Below are 17,138 nucleotides of genomic sequence, written 5' to 3'. Positions count from 1 at the left end.
GATGGAATTTATATGCCTATCGGACCTCAACCCTTGACGTGACGGGTTGATCAACTATGTTCCGCCTCATTGTTTCCCAGCCGGATATGATGCCCTGATGCATAACTTTCTGGATTTTGAAAAGCCGATCGCCGAACTCGAAGGCAAGATCGAAGAATTGCGCCACCTGACCGGCAATGATGAAGTCAACATCGCCGACGAGGTCGCACGCCTGCAGGACAAGCTGACCAAGCTGCTGCAAAGCACCTATGGCAAGCTGACCGCATGGCAGAAAACGCAGGTTGCCCGTCATCCTGATCGCCCGCATTTCACCGATTACGTCGCCCACCTGTTCGAGGGTTTCACCCCGCTTGCCGGTGACCGCCTGTTTGGCGAAGACGAAGCCATCATTGGTGGTCTGGCCCGCTTGCAGGGGCGCAGCGTCATGGTGATCGGTCATGAAAAGGGCCGCGATACCGAATCCCGCGTAAAGCACAATTTCGGCATGGCCAAACCAGAAGGCTATCGCAAGGCGATCCGCCTGATGCGCATGGCCGAACGTTTTGGCATTCCGGTTATCACACTGGTTGATACGGCCGGTGCCTTCCCCGGTGCCGATGCCGAGGCGCGCGGACAGTCCGAAGCCATCGCACGGTCAATCGAAGCCTGCCTTGATATCAAGGTTCCGCTGATTTCGGTCATTATCGGCGAAGGCGGATCGGGCGGTGCCATCGCGCTTGCGGTCGCAAACTCGGTCATGATGCTTGAAAACTCGATCTATTCCGTGATCTCGCCGGAAGGCTGCGCCTCGATCCTGTGGCGTTCGGGTGACGAGGCCAAAACGGCGGCCGAAGCCCTTCGCCTGACCGCGCAGGACCTTCACCAGCTGGGTGTGATTGATGAAATCATTACCGAACCGCTGGGTGGCGCACAACGTTCGCCGGTTGATGCCTGCAAACGTGTTGGCACCGCAATCGTCAAAGCACTTGAAGCCATGGACAATGTCGAAGGCGGTGTGCTCAAGGCGCGTCGTCGTGACAAGTTCCTTGATATGGGCCGTCACGGTCTGAACTGATTTCGCAGGGCGCAGTCGTCAGCAAGTCTGATCTGCGCCCTGTTCGTGTTTTCTTTCCGGCGCAGTCCCGCCCGTCGGTGAAAACCCCGGCTGCCGCGCCTTTTGAACCGGTACCCACCGGGAGGGTTTAATGGAAACGCTGCGCCGGATCGTCGAATCTTCAAAGTTCCAGAATTTCATCACTGCGGTCATTGCGATCAACGCGATCATTCTCGGACTTGAAACTTCCCAAACCGTCATGAATGCCGCCGGATCGATCCTGTATCTGCTTGATCAGATCGCGGTCGCGATTTTCGTCATCGAACTTCTGATGAAACTGGCCGTGTATCGGCTGGGCTTTTTCCGGCGATCATGGAACATCTTTGATTTTACCATTGTCGCCATCACCCTGCTGCCGATGGGGCAGGGCGTATCGGTCTTGCGTGCCCTTCGAATCCTGCGTGCCTTCCGCCTGATTTCGACGGTACCCTCCATGCGCAAGGTCGTCGAAGCCCTGATGAAGGCCATTCCCGGTATGGTGTCGGTCCTGACCCTGCTGTTGCTGGTGTTTTATGTGTCTGCCGTCATGGCGACCAAGCTGTTCGGATCGGGCTTCCCCGAATGGTTTGGCACCATCGGCGCGTCACTTTATTCCCTGTTCCAGATCATGACGCTCGAAAGCTGGTCGATGGGAATCGTCCGCCCGGTTATGGAAATCTATCCGCTGGCGTGGCTGTTTTTCGTGCCTTTCATCCTGGTCACCACCTTTGCCGTTCTGAACCTGTTCATTGCCATCGTCGTTGATGCCATGGCCACCCATGTAGACGTCGAAGAAACGCAGACTCGCAATGAACTTGGCCTTGATCATCACGAAATCCTGCGGGAATTGCGGGAATTGCGTGCCGAAGTCACCCGTCTGGCCGATGGCAAAAAGGACATTGAAACGGTTCGCCAACCCGGCGAATAGCGCGCTATGCCTTGCTGAACCGCGGGTCAGCCCGCTGCTTTTATCCGGAAAATTAGCATTTCCCCATCAAAGGGGGTGGTTCTTTGCCCCAAACCTCGTCTAATCTTTCGACAAAATGTCGGGAGATCGGGGAATGAAGCTTACGTTTGCGGGGACAGGTTCGGCATTCTGCATGGCGGCTGACAATTTCCAGAGCAATATGGTTCTGGAAGCAGTTCAGCCCGGCAGTGACCAACCGGCACGCATGTTGATTGACTGTGGTTCAGATGCACGGCACTCGCTGCGCAATCTGGGCTATATGCCCAATGACTTTGATGCTGTTTATATCAGCCATCTGCATTCGGATCATATTGGCGGTCTGGAATGGATGGCACTGGCCAATTATTTCATTTTCGAAGGTCATCAGGCCAAACTGTTTGCCGTTCACGACCTGCTTGAACCGCTTTGGGAACACAGCCTGCGCGGCGGACTTCAGATCAGCGATCAGGGCAACAACAGCCTGTCATCCTATTTCAAGGTCAATGAACTCAGCCCGGCCAAGGGGTTTGACTGGCAGGGCGTGCATTTTGATGTCATCCCGGTTGAACATATCGTGACGTCCCAGGGGACGATGCTTTCCTACGCGCTGTTCGGGCATGGAAAAAAACAAAGCTTCTTCCTGACGACAGATGCGATTTTCAATCCTGATGCCCATATGCCGCTGTACCAGAAAGCAGATATCATTTTTCAGGACTGCGAACTTGGTCCCCGCCATTCAGGCGTTCATGCCCATTACGAACAGCTTGTGACCCTTCCTGCCGATATCAAAGCCAAAATGTGGCTCTATCACTATCAGGCCTATCCAAAGCCCGATGCGGTTGCTGACGGCTTTTGCGGCTTTGTTGAACCGGGTCAAAGTTTCGAACTTGGCTAAAACCTTAAAGGCCGGGTACATTCTGCATCAAAACGAGCAATAGGAACGGGTAAAAAATCCGTTCCGACAAGAATACGGGACCCGTGAATGCCAAAGTCGGTTTTTGCCTATATCTGGCAACACAGCAGCTTACAGCAGATTATCCTGACTTTGGTCACGGTGATCTCCTTTCCATTTCTGTATTACTCGCTGGATTTGCCAAAGCTGATCGTCAACCAGGCAATCGGTGGCGCTGGCGAACCTTATGATGTTCTTGGCATCGAACTGAACCAGATCGAATATCTGTTCACCCTGTCTGGTATCTTTCTCGCGCTGGTCTTCATCAATGGCGGGTTCAAATATTTCATCAACGTCTATGTCGGCGTGATGTCCGAACGGCTTTTGCGCCGGTTGCGCTATACCCTGTTTGAACGGGTTCTGCGTTTTCCGCTGCCGCATTTCCGTAAAACCAGCCAGGGCGAAATCGTTTCCATGATCACCGCCGAAGCAGAACCGCTTGGCGGTTTCTTTGGCGAAGCGTTTTCGCTGCCGCTTTATCAGGGCGGTATTCTGGTCACGATCACCGCCTTTATCTTTATTCAGGACCCGTTGATGGGGCTGGCGGCAATTTCGTTTTATCCGTTGCAGGGCTACCTGATCCCGAAACTGCAACGCCGCGTGAACCAGCTTGGCAAACAGCGCGTGCAGAATGTGCGCCGGATGTCTGAACATATCGGCGAAGTCGTTGCCGGCGCGACCGATATCCGCGCCCATGAAACGCAAGGTTTCGAGCTGACCCATTTCACCCAGCGGATGGGCCGGATTTTCGAAATCCGCAAGGAAATCTATTTCCGCAAATTCTTTATCAAGTTCCTGAACAACTTCATCGCCCAGATCACGCCGTTCTTCTTCTATTCCATCGGCGGCTATCTGGTGATCATGGGGGATCTCAGCTTCGGCGCGCTGGTCGCGGCCCTTGCCGCCTACAAGGATATGTCGGCCCCCTGGAAAGAGCTTCTGGCCTATTACCAGCGCCTTGCCGATGCGCGGATCAAATATGAACAGCTTCACGAACAGTTCGAACTGCCTGATCTTGGCCGTGAACACGAACTGATCGCGCCGAAATCCGAACGCCTGCCCGGACCGCTCGATGTCGCGGCCCTGTCATGGGTCGATGATGACGGCACCCGGGTTGTTGAAAATGTGTCGTTCAACATGCCCTTGCCGGGCTCGGCCCTTCTGACCGGCTCGGCTGACAGCGGAAAGTCACAACTGGCCCGCCTGATCGCGCGGTTACTGACCCCGACCGGTGGCCGCATCCAGTTCAGCGACCGCAATGCCGAAGACCTTCCGGCATCCACATTCGGGCAACGTCTGGCCTATATCGGCAATGACGCCTATCTGTTTAACGGCACCATCGCCGACAACCTGTTTTATGGCCTGAAACACCGTCCGATCCTTGCTATCAAAACCGGCGATGAAAAAGACGGTGACGGTGACGGCGATGACGAAAATCTGAAACTGCCGCTGCCGAAATTTGTCGACCATATCGAACTGACCGATCCGACCGATCTGCCGTGGCGTCTGACCGACGAGATGTACGACGAAATCAAGCGGTCCGGTAATATCCCCTATGACCCGGCGGCAGAATGGATCGACTATATCGGTCCGGGCTTCAATTCGATTGATGAATTGAAGGCCGAACTGATGCGCCTGCTTGAAGTCGTGCAGCTTGACCGCGATATTTACCGCATCGGCCTGCAACGCCGCATTGATCCGAAAGAACGCCCGGATCTGGTCGAAGCCGTTCTGACGGCCCGCCCGAAACTCAAGGAAATCCTTGCCGAACGTGGCCTGTCCGATCTGGTCGAACCCTATGACATTGATCTTTACAACGACAACGCACCGGTCGGCGTCAACATTCTGTTTGGTGCCCCGGCCCGGTCCGATTTCGAACGCACGGCATTTCTGTCGCATCCCTATATGCAGGAAGCCCTGCGCGAAACCGGGCTTTACGACGTCATGATCAGCATGGGCCGCGACACGCTTGATCTGATGGTCGAACTGTTTACCGGTCTGCCGCCCGGACACGAATTCTTTGACCGTTACAGCTTTATCTCGGCCGACGAACTGCCCGAGGTCAAAAACATGCTGAAACGCACCGACGGGGTCGCGATCACGGATATGCGCGCCGAGGACAAGCTACGCCTCCTTGACGTCGCCATGAACCTGACCCCTGCACGCCATCGTTTGCGCGTCATTGATGACGAATTCCGCAAGCTGGTCCTGAAAGCGCGTCCGAAATTCTATGGCAAACTGCCCGACGATCTGGCGGATATGATCGACTTCTTCAAAGTCGATGAATATGCCGCCGCGGCCCCCGTCATCGACAACCTTCTGTTCGGTCGTTTTGCCTATGGCCGTGCAAATTCCGAAGAACGTGTTGGCGAAGTACTGTTTGAAATTGCCCATGAGGGCGGCCTTTACGAGGCGCTTGTCACACTTGGCCTTGATAGTCAGGTTGGTGTCGGCGGCAGCCGCGTTTCACAAAGCCTGCGTCAGAAAATCGCGCTGGTCCGTGCCCTGGTCAAGAATCCCGATCTGATGGTTGTGGACGAAGCCCTTTCGGCATTGGACCGTGAAACACGCGAACAGGTCATTGACTGGCTGACCGGGCAATCCGAACATCGCAGTGTGATCTGGGTTGATGGTGATGAAACCGACAGCCAGCGTTTCGGAACCTATCTGCATATGGCGAACGGCAAAATCGTTAAACGCCAAAGCCATGCAATCGACGGTGCCACCGCCGAACAGGCCGAAGACGAAGTCGCCGAAACCGCATCTGATACAAATGATGGCAGCATCGAACAGGAAGTCCGGCTGCTTCGGACCATTCCGCTGTTTGCCGGCCTTGACCCCAGCGTGATCAAGCTGCTTGCCTTTACCAGCCCGCGTCTGACCTTCAAACGCGGCGAGGTTCTGGTCAAACAGGGCGACCCGGGGGATGCGGCCTTTATCGTGATTTCCGGGCGCGGTGAAATCTGGCTGACGACCGACGAAGCCCAAACAATCAAGCTTCGCGATGTCGAACCCAAGGAAGTCATTGGTGAAATCGCCCTTCTGGTCGATGCACCGCGTTCCGCAACCATTCGCGCGGTCGAGGAAATGACGGTCCTGAAACTCGATAAAAACGAGTTCCTTGGCCTTGTCCGACAGGACCAGGCGGTTGCCGTTCAGCTGATCCGCGTTCTGGCCCACCGCGTTGATGTCACCACCAAACAGCTTACCAGCCGCAGTGGCTGAGTGAATTGCACTCCACCGGACCTGTTATGAACAAGCTTGCCTCCATCATCATCGCCGCCGTTTTCGCCATCGCCTTGCTTGGCGGAATGGCGGCGATGATCGGCGGCGGGCTTTTGGGTGCCATTGTCTTTATCATCGGCATCCCGGTCGCCTTTCCGATGTCCACCAGCATCGTTGTGCTGTTCTTTGCCGTGATCATCATCCGCACCGTCATCGAGAAACGGCGCGAACGCCGCGAAATGCGCGCTTTTCTCAAAGATAACGCCGACGATTGAATATCCGCACAGCCCCCGACAGAAAAAACATCTGCTTTCGACCGGGGCTTGCCAAAAAAACCGCATCAAATCGCATCGAGTTCGGAGACCTCCTCTGCCAGCTTGTTGATAGCCTGCGGGCAGTTCAACAAAACAGGGGCTGACGCCAAAAGGCGCGGCCTTGTTTCAAGGAGGTTTTCATGACGGCACAACTCAAAGAACAGCGCTGCGTGTCGTTAAGCCAGCTGTCCGATCTTCGGCTTCTGCGCGAACACGCTTATATTGACGGGCGCTGGTGCTCGGCCGACAACCGTCAGGTTATCGAAGTCACCAATCCGTTCGACGGTGCGTTTCTTGGTACCGTGCCAAATATGGGCATTGCCGAAACCCGTAACGCCATTGCCGCGGCCCATGCGGCCTTTCCGGCATGGGCCGCCCTTCTGCCGCAGGATCGCGCCGCGCGTCTGCGCCGCTGGTTTGATCTTCTGATTGAAAACAAGGAAGACCTCGCCCTTCTGATGACGCTTGAACAGGGCAAACCGATTTCGGAATCCCTTGGCGAGATTGACTATGCCGCAAGCTTCATCGAATTCTTCGCCGAAGAAGCCAAACGGGTGAATGTCGAAAACATCTCATCCCACCTGCCCGGCCGGAATATGAGTGTCAAACGCGAACCGGTTGGCGTCACCGCGGCAGTAACACCGTGGAACTTCCCGTGTGCGATGATCACGCGCAAGGCCGCCGCCGCACTGGCAGCCGGTTGCACCATGATTGTCCGCCCGGCGACCGAAACGCCGTTTTCGGCCACCGCCCTTGCCGAACTGGCCGAACGGGCCGGTATCCCGGCCGGTGTCTTTAACGTCGTGACCGGCGATCCCAATCCGGTTGTCGGCGAACTTTGCGGCAACCCGGTTGTGCGCGCGCTGTCCTTCACCGGCTCGACCGAAGTCGGCCGACTGCTGCTGTCGCAAGGGGCTCAGACCGTCAAAAAGATGTCGATGGAACTGGGCGGACATGCGCCGTTCATCCTGTTCCCCGATGTCGATCTTGATGAGGCTGTCAATCACGCCGTTGGTGCCAAATTCGCCACCAGCGGGCAGGATTGCCTTGCGGCGAACCGCATCTTTGTCCATCGTGATATCTATGATGCGTTCCTTGACAAATATGCCAAGGCAATCGGCGAACTGCGCGTTGGCAACGGGCTTGATGACACCACCGAAATCGGTCCGCTCATGCATGACCGTGCGGTTGCCAAATGCGATGAACATGTTGCAGATGCCCGCGCCAAGGGTGCCCGCGTTCTGACCGGTGGCAAGAAAATGGGCGGGCTGTTCTATGCCCCGACCCTTCTGGCCGATGTGACCGAAGATATGAAAATCTATCACGAGGAAACCTTTGGCCCGGTTGCCCCGGTCATCCCGTTCGATACCGAGGAAGAAGTCATCAGCCGCGCCAATGATAGCGAATATGGTCTGGCAGCCTATGTCTATACCAGGGATCATGATCGCGCCGCACGTGTTTCAAACGCACTTGAATACGGCATGGTCGCACTGAACTGCGTGAAAATCACCGGCGCACCGATCCCGTTTGGCGGGGTCAAGCAATCCGGCCTTGGCCGCGAAGGGTCGCGCCACGGCCTCGAAGAATTCACAGAACTCAAATATGTCTGCGCCGCGTTCAAACAGTAACATGCGCAGCAGCCACCGCATTCACATGGGAGAAGCAAAATGAATGTCATCAAAAACACCACCGCCGATCTGCAGGAAATGGATCGCGCCCATTTCATGCATCCCTCGACCCATATGCGCCAGCACGCGGCGGGCGAAACCCCCAACCGCATCATCAATGGCGGCAAGGGCATCTATATCCATGATACCGAAGGCAAGGAATCCCTTGATGCCTTCGCCGGTCTTTACTGTGTGAATGTCGGTTATGGCCGTACTGAAATCGCCGATGCGATTTACGCCCAGGCCAAGGAACTGGCCTATTACCACACCTATGTCGGGCACGGGAACGAGCCGGTCATCCGCCTGTCGGATCGCATCGTCAAATCCGCCCCCGAAGGCATGCAGCGCGTCTATTACGGCATGTCGGGGTCGGATGCGAACGAAACCAACATCAAACTGATCTGGTATTACAACAATATCCGCGGCCTGCCGCAGAAGAAGAAAATCATCTCGCGCTGGCGCGGTTACCATGGTTCGGGCATCATGACCGGCAGCCTTACGGGTCTGGCCGCCTTCCACAACGCGTTTGACCTACCACGCGCGCCAATCCTGCACACCACCTGCCCGCATCACTACTGGAATGCCGACGCGGGCGAGACAGAGGCCGAATTTGCCAAACGCTGTGCCGATGACCTTGAAAAAATGATCCTGCGCGAAGGCCCGGAAACCGTTGCCGCCTTCATCGGCGAGCCGGTCATGGGTACGGGCGGCATCATCACCCCGCCCGAAGGATACTGGGACGCGATCCAGAAGGTGCTGAACAAATATGATGTTCTTCTGGTCGCCGACGAGGTTGTGACCGCCTTTGGCCGTACCGGGTCCTATTTCGGCTCGCACCATTACGGCATGAAGCCCGACCTGATCACGATTGCCAAGGGTGTTACATCTGGCTACCTGCCGCTTTCGGGTGTGATCATTGGCGAACGCGTCTGGAAGGTTCTGGAACAGGGGTCGGATCAGATGGGGCCGATCGGCCATGGCTGGACCTATTCCGCCCATCCGGTCTGTGCTGCTGCCGCCAATGCCAACCTTGATATTGTCGATGGTGAAAACCTGACCGGCAATGCGGCTGATACCGGGGGCTATTTCCAGAAACGCCTGCGCGAAACCTTTAACGAGCATCCGCTGGTTGGCGAGGCGCGCGGTGTCGGCCTGATGGCCGCACTGGAATTTGTCGCCGATAAAACCAAAAAGGAACGGTTCGATCCGAATGCGAAAATCGGTCCGCGCGTTTCGGCCGCCTGCCTTGAACGCGGCATGATCGCACGTGCGATGCCCCATGGCGATATTCTGGGCTTTGCCCCGCCGCTTTGCATCACCAAGGCCGAAATCGACAAGGTCATCGACATCGCCAAACAGGCCGTCGATGCGGTTGCTAACGAGGTCGCAAGCGGCAAGTAATCGGCATCACCGACAAAGAACGCCCCCATCCGGTCGGCTCATTCTCCCGACCGGATGCTTTCAGAGGCCGGACCCATGCCGGCCTCTGTTTTTTTTGCGCAACATATCCGCTGGGTTATTGTGCCTTCTGCCCACAAGTTGCCTGATATGGCCCATTCAGTGCGGTTTTGAATGAATAAGCGTGGCAGGTTTTGACATAGCTATTGTTCTTATAGACCTCGATCGTAATGTGCTGCCACGTCTTGTCGTAATACATATCCCCACCGATATGCCAGAACTTGGTCACCAGAAGTTCGGTACCACCTACTCCGTTATAGGCATTCAAGATGGACTGCTCGTTTGAATTGGCAATCGTCTGAGCGACCGTTGTTTTCTCGTTGTCTGTCGATGCAAGTGCCAGCTGGTTGTCTGTGATCTGCACGTAATCATTCGCACTGCCGACATGGACATTATTGTAATTCTGCGCAAATGCCTGGGTTGAGAAACCAAACAGCAAGACGATTGCCAGCATCAGATATCTTTTCATCAGCATTCCTTTCAAGATTGCATGAAATTGCCGATATCTGACGCAAGGCGGGATTGGCTGTGATCTGTTTGACGTGCTGATCTCGGTAGCACTTTATGAAATCACGACGGAAAACCGACCGCGTTTACCGCGTCCTCGATCCGTTTGGCCATGTCATCCTGCTCAAGCACAATCGGACCTTTGCAGAAATAGCCAAGCTGGATGCTGCCGGTCAGCATGTTGATAAACAGTTCGGCAAACTGGCGCGGGGCAATCGCCCGCAGGTTTGACGGCAAATGGATTTGCGTCATCAGCTTTGCCGCTTTCTCATAGGTTGCCTCTGGCCCCGCATCCCAAAAGATTTTGCCCAGTTCCGGGTGGGTCGGAGTCCGTGCAACGACATAACGATGCAAATCCATCACCGGGGCACGTAAAATTCCGTCGGCAAAGGCCGTGGCAATTGCAATCAGGGTCGCACGCGGATTGTGTGGCCAGACGGTGACCCCTTCCAAAGGATCGCGGGCACGTTCGCACAGCCACGCGACCATTGCCCGCTCCAACCCGATCTTGTCGCCAAAATACCGATAGATGGTCGCCTTTGACGTCCCGGCACGCGCGGCAATCCGATCCACCGCCGTGCTGTCGTCACGCATATCAAGCAGCTCGGTCGCGGCCGCCTCAAGGATCCGGGTGCGGCGTTCCTGCTGTTTTGGGGTCAGGTTTTCGGCAGACATGTAACCGGGTTCCTTGTTTCTGGTTTCGTCTTGAGCATCATCACAGGCATCAAAAGGGACATCAAACGGGCGGGCTCACCCCTGATCAGGAATTCGCGCCCCGGCACGGCAAACCGCCAAACAGAACTGTACGGTTCCGTTTCGAAGCAATCCGTTTTGTAAGTCCTTGGACGCAATCAGACCACATTTTTCATTTGTCAAAAATGAAACTGTACCGTACAGTTTCATTTTTAGGGGTCATTCTTAACACATGTCGGGGAAACCGCGATGAATAATTTGCCACGCATTTGCTGGACAGTTTCCGCCTGTCTGGGGCTTGCAGGTATGGCTTGGGGCATGCAGATGGCCGGAAGCGGCGATCACAGCAATCTTGCGGCCCATGCCCATCTCAATCTTCTGGGCTGGGTCAGTCTGGCGCTTTATGGCACCTATTACCGGCTGATCGGGCTGACACGTTCGATGATTGCCAGCGTTCAGGTTGGTTGCGCGATTGTCGGATCGGTCGTTATGGGCGTTGGTATTGCCATCGCCCATCAGGGCGGACCAGAAGTAGCCGCCATCATCGGATCGCTTATGACACTTGCGGCGGGTGCGCTATTTGCCGCCATCACCTTCCAGCGTCCGCTTCGGATCAATAGCAGCCTGTGATAAGCGCCCCGCCAAAAGCAGACAAAAAGAAACCCCTGCGGCCAACATGGCAGGGGTTTCCGATATCATCCCGCTAAGGGGGAATTGCGGTCAGAGATGATTACATCTCGGTCCCGAATTCCTTGCGGAGCGCTTTCAGCACTTCTTCGGTGTCACCACCGACTTCGCTGACAAGGCTGTCACCAATACCGGCCGACGCCTTTTTGAATGCCGCGCGCTGTTCATCATTCAGACGAATGACTTCGATTTCCGGCTTGGCTTTCTTGATGCGATCAAGTGCCTCGGCATTTGCCTTTTCCTGGGCTTCGTAGATGAAGTCATCCAGTTCGGCCTTTACTTCGGCCAGCATCTCTTTGCGTTCATCCGACAGACCTTCATAGAAGGCGGCATTTGATACCACGGTGGTGGTATATTGCTGCTGACCGGCATAGATCAGATAGTCGGTAACTTCATAGAATTTCGCACTTTCGATGAAGAAGATCGGGTTGACCTGCGCATCGATAACGCTGGTCTGAAGACCGGAATAAACTTCACCCCAAGGCAACGCCACCGGATCGGCACCGAAGGACTCATAGCTTTCGATCAGGATCGGCGACGTCATGACACGGAATTTCACCCCGTCAAATTCGGACGGCTGGGTCACCTTTTTCTTGGTGGTCCAGACCATCTCGCCTTCGGGATACATGGTATAAAGCTTAAGACCCTTGGACTCAAAATCCTTCGACAGACCGTCATAGATCGTCGGGCTGCTCGACAGGACTTCCTTGTTCACCTCGTTATCCTGCGACAGCAGGTAGGGAACGCCGAAAACCTGAATTTCCGGAACAAAGGTGCCCAGATGGCCCGGCGACGCGTTCGAGAACTGGACAGCCCCCGCCGTCGTCAGTTCGGTAATGTCGTTTTCGGTACCCAACTGGCCATAGGTGTAGACGGTAACCGTCACATCACCGTTGGTTTTTTCCTCGACCAGGCGCTTGAATTCCTGTGCATACAGGTCCTGCACATCGCCCGGGCTTTCTTCATGCGCAAATTTCCATTCTTCGGCTTGGGCGGCTGTCCCGGCAACCGCAAAGATTGCGGCGGCAGACAGGGTCGCCTTGAAGAGCTTGTTCAAACTCATATCGAAGTCTCCCTTATTGTGCCGCGACGACCGGGATCTAACCCTTAATCGGCGGCGATTAGTTGGCACATCAATGTTATGAACGCGCAAAGTGTTGGAATGTTCCTGCATCAGGTCAATGTTAGTTTTGTATCATGACAAAATAACATTGACGTCTACACATTAACCCTCAGGTCATGTTAGGGTTGGAAAACCCCCAAGGGGGCACAAGGGTAGAAAAGGCTGGAAATCAACAGGATGTGGCTGCCAAATATTGACCTGAGCGGCGATACGGGACCGAAATACAAGGCCCTTGTCGAAGCGATCATCACCGATATCGAGGCAGGACGCCTTCGCCATGATGTCCGCATGCCGACCCATCGTGAACTGGCCTATCGGCTGCATGTCAGCGTGCAAACCGTCAGTGCCGCCTATAAGGAAGTCGAACGACAGGGTTATCTCAGGTCGGAACGACGTCGCGGCACATTCGTTCAGGCACGCCTGACAGATCGCGCATCGACCTTCATTCTGGATAATCGCCAGCCCGACCTGATCGACCTGTCGATTGTGCGCACGGCCTATACCGATTTCCACAATGATCTGTCGCGCCAGATTCACAGCAAACTGGCCGAGGAAACCCATCACAACTGGATGGAAAGCTGCCGCCCGGTCGCAGGGTTCGAATACCACCGCGAAATCGGCAGCAAATGGCTGGCATCGATGGGAATTTCGGCCGAGCTTCCCAACATCCTGATCACCAATGGCGCGGCACAGGGGGTGTTTACCGCCCTTGCCACCGTGGTTCAGCCCGACGATGTCGTGCTGACCGAAAGCCTGACCGATCATGGTGTCATTGGCACCGCCAGCATCCTTCGCTTCAAGCTGGGCGCATTGCCAACCGATGACGAAGGCATTCTGCCCGACGCGTTTGAACGTGAATGCCGTGCACGCCACATTCGCGCCCTTGTCGTGACCCCGATCTATACCAATCCGACCAACTGCCTGATGGGGCTGGAACGGCGCAAACGAATCGCCGAGATCGCCGAACATTACGGCGTTTACGTCATCGAAGACGATGTGTATCGCCCGCTTCTGGAACAGAACCTGCCCCCGATCACAAGTTTCCTGCCGCGGCTGGGCTTCCATGTTTCCAGCCTGACCAAGATCGTCATGCCGGGGCTTCGCACCGGTTTTCTGGTCGTGCCACAGCATCTGTCGATCCGTGCCAGCAGCGTTTTGCGAGTCACCGGCTGGATGGGCACCCCCCTGATGGCCGAGATCGGCGCGCGCTGGATCACCGATGGCACCGTTGATCAGGCGGTGACGGTCCAACGCGCCCTGATGCGTGAAAGACAGGCCCTTGTTGCCGAAATACTGGGGGATGCCGTGGTCCGCCATCACCCCACATCGCTAAGCGCCTGGGTGCGCATTCCGCATCACTGGCAGGAAGAATGGTTCGCATCAGAACTGAGGAAAAACGGCGTTGCCGTGACGATTTCCGATCCGTTCATGACGGTCAAGGTCCCCCGCCCGAATGCCATCCGGATTTGTGTCGGCGGGGCGGTGGATACCCCGTCCCTGCATCACGGGCTGATGCAGATCCGCCATACGATGGAACAGATGCCGGGTGTCCATGCCTTCGACGTTATGTATTGATTTTTGTGTCATGACAAAAATCTGATTGAACCGTCACAAACCGTTTTTATTCTGACGGTCTGGCGCGAAGCGAACAGGAAACGTGTGGGAGGGAACCAATAACCACACACAACGTTCAGCAAGAATGTCTCGCACGCGCATCATGGAGGTCGTATGTCAGATTCTAACGGGGAGGCTCCCTCGCCACAAGGCGGGGTGCTGTCGGTGCTGAAACGGCTTGATGACGGTTTATCCGTTGTCGAGCGTCAGTTGCTGGGGTGGAGCATCGTGATCATGGCCGTCAATACGGTCGCCAATGTGATCATGCGGCTGGGTTTCAGTTCGAGCATCTTCTTTTCCGAAGAGCTCAATCAATTTCTGATCATTCTTGTCACGTTTGTCGGCATCAGCGAGGCCGCCCGCATGGGTCGCCACATTCGCATGTCGGCCTTTACCGATATGCTGGGCCCGCAGGCCAGCAAGATCATGATGATCATCATCACGCTGGGTACAGCCGCCCTTCTGTTTCTTCTGGCATGGTACTCCGTCGGCTATGTTTCATCCCTGATCCAGTCGAACCGCCTGACACCGGCCCTTCGCATCCCCTATTATTTCACCGTCCTCATCGTACCCTTTGGCCTGACGGTCACGGGAATCCAGTTCGTACTTGCCGCGGCAACGAATATCTTCAGACCGGGGACGCATCTGTCCTACCGGGTGGAAGATACGTTTTCCGACGCTGACGATCATCATCTGTAAGGGGACGGAAAATGGATCTTGGAACCACAATTCTGATTGTGATGCTCGTCCTTCTGGTGCTGGGCTTCCCGATGATGGTGCCGCTGACCATGGCCAGCGTCGTCGCTTTCACCTTCTACATGCCGATTGATCCCAAAATTCTGATCCAGCAAATGGTGACGGGGATCTCGCCGGTGGCACTGATTGCCGTGCCGATGTTCATCTTTGCCGCCGATATCGTGACAAAGGGGCATACGGCCAACCGGCTTATCGACCTTGCCATGACCTTTGTGGGCCATGTCCGCGGCGGCCTTGCGGTCACCACCGCCCTTGGCTGCACGATGTTTGGGGCCGTGTCGGGTTCGACACAGGCCACCGTGGTCGCGATGGGCGGCCCGCTGCGTCCCAAAATGCTGAAAGCCGGTTACAAAGACAGCTTTGCCATGGCCCTGATCATCAATGCCAGCGACATCGCGTTTCTGATCCCGCCTTCCATCGGCATGATCGTGTTTGGCGTGGTGGGCAAGGTATCCATCGGTGAATTGTTCCTGGCTGGTATCGGCCCAGGCATCCTGATCCTGCTGATGTTTTCGGCTTATTGCATTTACTACGCGAAAAAGAACAACATCCCGACCATCCCGCGCATGGGCTGGGCCGAACGTGGCAAGGCCGTCATCAATGCCGGTCCGGCCATCATGTTCCCGGTTCTGATTGTTGGTGGCATTTATCTCGGCTGGGTCAGCCCGACCGAAGTCGCAGCCGTTTCCGTGGTCTATGCCATCATTCTTGAAGTCATGATCTTCAAGTCGGTGAAATGGTCCGAACTTCTGGAAATTGCCCGTTCGACCGGCCTGATTACCGCTGTGGTCTTCATCCTTGTCGGCGCGGGGACAACATTCTCGTTCGTGATTTCCTTTGCCCAGATCCCGCAGCACGTGATCGGTGCATTGGGCCTTGAAGGTGCAAACAGCTATCTGATCCTGGCGGCAATCTGCATCGCGTTCTTTATCGGTTGCATGTTTGTTGATCCGATTGTTGTCATTCTGGTTCTGACACCGATCTTCATGCCGCTGGTGCGTGATGCCGGACTTGACCCGGTTCTGGTTGGCACGCTGGTGACGCTTCAGGTCGCCATCGGGTCGGCAACGCCCCCGTTCGGGTGCGATATTTTCACCGCCATCGCGATCTTCAGGCGACCTTATTACGAGGTCATCCGGGGCACGCCGCCCTTTATCTTCATGCTTCTGCTGGCAGCCGTGATTCTGGTCCTTGTTCCGCAGATCGCATTGTTCCTGCCGACCATGGCATTCCGTTAATCGGCAGGGCTCCGGGATCGTCCCGGAAAAGACGAACCACAATATCAAACCGGGGTGCGGGCATTCATTGCCCCGCCCCATTAAGGAGTTCAGGACGATGTCCGTTGCCCCCGCGGTCACGCCAGAGCCGGTAGACCTGTCCTATTTGCCCGATCCGGTTGCCCCGGCCGGGCGGATCGGATTGATCACGCTCGCCACCGATTTCAACGGCGAGGATGACCTGCGCCGCATCATTCCCCATGATGTTGGCCTGTTCACCACCCGCATTGAAAATGCCAATCCCATCACGGTCGACACCCTGCGCAGCATGGCCGACGATCTGCCACGTGCCGCCCGCACCCTGTTGCCGGGATATGGTGTCGATGTCGCCATTTTCGGCTGCACATCGGGGACGGCGGTGAATGGATCGGACCGGATCGAAGCCCTGATCAATATGGGCATGCCCGGTACGGCGGTGACCAATCCGTTGCTGGCGGCCGATGTCGCATTGCGAACAATCGGTGCGCAAAAAATCGCCGTGGTCGCCCCCTATGTTCTTGATGTCACCCGTTCCGTTGCCGAACAGCTGATCGTGCGCGGTTTCGATGTGACCCGGCTGTTGGGTTTCGGGCTTGAAAACGATATTGATATGACGGCAATCCCGCCCGATGCTCTGTTGGCTGCGGCATTACAGGCCAACAGCCCGGATGCCGATGCCGTGTTCATTTCCTGCACGGCCATCCGCTCCGCCGAGATTGCCGAACGTGCGGAAAAGCTTTTGGGCAAGCCGGTAATTACCAGCAATCAGGCCATGATCTGGCACGCGCTGAATCTGATGAAATACGACAAACCGGTCACAGGGTTCGGAACCCTGTTTAACCACGCCCCACACAAATCGTAACGAGGT

At 55.9% G+C, this 17,138-nt stretch carries 15 protein-coding genes; 12 read left to right on the top strand and 3 right to left on the bottom strand.

The features are described from left to right. The first annotated feature begins 97 nt into the window (after positions 1-97). The 7 genes from P8T57_RS12140 (at position 98) to P8T57_RS12110 (ending at position 9,577) form a co-directional block, all read left to right on the top strand. On the top strand, positions 98-1,054 hold the full coding sequence (locus P8T57_RS12140; protein ID WP_007088932.1) for an acetyl-CoA carboxylase carboxyltransferase subunit alpha: 957 nt from the start codon (positions 98-100) through the stop codon (positions 1,052-1,054). Between the two features lie 130 nt (positions 1,055-1,184). After that, a complete protein-coding gene (locus P8T57_RS12135) occupies positions 1,185-2,000 on the top strand; it encodes an ion transporter (RefSeq protein WP_341363244.1) in 816 nt (271 codons plus the stop codon). A gap of 133 nt (positions 2,001-2,133) precedes the next feature. Continuing rightward, a complete protein-coding gene (locus tag P8T57_RS12130; protein WP_037988163.1) occupies positions 2,134-2,913 on the top strand; it encodes an MBL fold metallo-hydrolase in 780 nt (259 codons plus the stop codon). An 87-nt stretch (positions 2,914-3,000) separates the two neighbouring features. After that, the gene (locus tag P8T57_RS12125) at positions 3,001-6,195 is read left to right on the top strand and encodes an ABC transporter transmembrane domain-containing protein (RefSeq protein ID WP_341363243.1); all 3,195 of its coding nucleotides are present in this window, start codon (positions 3,001-3,003) and stop codon (positions 6,193-6,195) included. A 26-nt stretch (positions 6,196-6,221) separates the two neighbouring features. Further along, positions 6,222-6,470: a hypothetical protein gene (locus tag P8T57_RS12120; RefSeq protein ID WP_007088936.1), complete on the top strand. Its 249-nt coding sequence runs from the start codon at positions 6,222-6,224 to the stop codon at positions 6,468-6,470. Positions 6,471-6,649: 179 nt separating this feature from the next. Continuing rightward, positions 6,650-8,137 (top strand): NAD-dependent succinate-semialdehyde dehydrogenase, encoded by a 1,488-nt coding sequence (locus P8T57_RS12115; RefSeq protein ID WP_341363242.1) that lies wholly within the window; start codon positions 6,650-6,652, stop codon positions 8,135-8,137. Between the two features lie 39 nt (positions 8,138-8,176). After that, positions 8,177-9,577: an aspartate aminotransferase family protein gene (locus P8T57_RS12110; RefSeq protein ID WP_007088938.1), complete on the top strand. Its 1,401-nt coding sequence runs from the start codon at positions 8,177-8,179 to the stop codon at positions 9,575-9,577. 115 nt (positions 9,578-9,692) lie between these two features. Here the strand turns inward: P8T57_RS12110 and P8T57_RS12105 are convergent, their stop codons facing one another. After that, entirely contained in the window at positions 9,693-10,103 is a 411-nt protein-coding gene (locus P8T57_RS12105; protein WP_341363241.1) for a hypothetical protein, read from the bottom strand. A gap of 101 nt (positions 10,104-10,204) precedes the next feature. Further along, a complete protein-coding gene (locus tag P8T57_RS12100; protein ID WP_341363240.1) occupies positions 10,205-10,816 on the bottom strand; it encodes a TetR/AcrR family transcriptional regulator in 612 nt (203 codons plus the stop codon). 267 nt (positions 10,817-11,083) lie between these two features. On the opposite strand from P8T57_RS12100, the gene P8T57_RS12095 reads away from it, so the two are divergent. Then, entirely contained in the window at positions 11,084-11,464 is a 381-nt protein-coding gene (locus tag P8T57_RS12095) for a hypothetical protein (RefSeq protein WP_341363239.1), read from the top strand. Between the two features lie 100 nt (positions 11,465-11,564). Here P8T57_RS12095 and dctP read toward each other — a convergent pair whose 3' ends face one another. After that, entirely contained in the window at positions 11,565-12,584 is a 1,020-nt protein-coding gene (dctP, locus tag P8T57_RS12090) for a TRAP transporter substrate-binding protein DctP (RefSeq protein WP_341363238.1), read from the bottom strand. Positions 12,585-12,821: 237 nt separating this feature from the next. Between dctP and P8T57_RS12085 the strand changes: the two genes are divergently transcribed. The 4 genes from P8T57_RS12085 (at position 12,822) to P8T57_RS12070 (ending at position 17,132) form a co-directional block, all read left to right on the top strand. Then, on the top strand, positions 12,822-14,219 hold the full coding sequence (locus P8T57_RS12085; RefSeq protein WP_063093077.1) for a PLP-dependent aminotransferase family protein: 1,398 nt from the start codon (positions 12,822-12,824) through the stop codon (positions 14,217-14,219). A 153-nt stretch (positions 14,220-14,372) separates the two neighbouring features. Next, positions 14,373-14,957 (top strand): TRAP transporter small permease, encoded by a 585-nt coding sequence (locus P8T57_RS12080; protein ID WP_223304984.1) that lies wholly within the window; start codon positions 14,373-14,375, stop codon positions 14,955-14,957. Between the two features lie 11 nt (positions 14,958-14,968). Beyond that, positions 14,969-16,252, top strand: coding sequence for a TRAP transporter large permease (locus P8T57_RS12075; protein WP_063093078.1), 1,284 nt, complete (start codon positions 14,969-14,971; stop codon positions 16,250-16,252). A 97-nt stretch (positions 16,253-16,349) separates the two neighbouring features. Beyond that, on the top strand, positions 16,350-17,132 hold the full coding sequence (locus P8T57_RS12070) for an Asp/Glu racemase (RefSeq protein WP_341363237.1): 783 nt from the start codon (positions 16,350-16,352) through the stop codon (positions 17,130-17,132). Positions 17,133-17,138 lie beyond the last annotated feature (6 nt).

The organism is Thalassospira sp. SN3W, assembly GCF_038070535.1.
Classification (GTDB): Bacteria; Pseudomonadota; Alphaproteobacteria; order Rhodospirillales; family Thalassospiraceae; genus Thalassospira; species Thalassospira xiamenensis.
Note: the sequence above shows the minus strand (reverse complement) of the source record. Positions and strands in the feature narration are given on the sequence as shown.